The sequence below is a fragment of the Streptococcus mitis genome (assembly GCF_946190115.1).
GTDB lineage: Bacteria > Bacillota > Bacilli > Lactobacillales > Streptococcaceae > Streptococcus > Streptococcus mitis_CO.
The window spans coordinates 1-242 of record NZ_CAMHZG010000076.1 but is presented as its reverse complement, the minus strand read 5'-3'; the positions used below and the strand labels follow the sequence as shown (position 1 = coordinate 242).

The 242-nt window shown below is 62.4% G+C and carries 1 protein-coding gene; it reads left to right on the top strand.

The window, feature by feature from the left end:
- A partial coding sequence (locus N8L90_RS09475) for a hypothetical protein (RefSeq protein WP_261025231.1) occupies positions 1-242 on the top strand: 242 nt, incomplete at both ends.

Here is a 242-nt window from a genome sequence, read left to right as displayed (position 1 = left end):
AGCCGGAGTTCGCGACGTACCACGGCCACTATTTCGAGGGCCGCACGTTCGGCTACATCATCGACGACGCTGTTGCGGCTGGTGGCGACACCCTGACCGTCACGTTCCTGCCGACCAGCAATCAGTTTTTCAGCCAGCAGGGCGTCAATCAAGAAGGCGGCGCCGACTTGAACCTGCGCTTCTGGAAGCTGTACGGCCACCCCGATGGCAACGCTTACGCTGGCAATGTCGGTGGCGCGTCC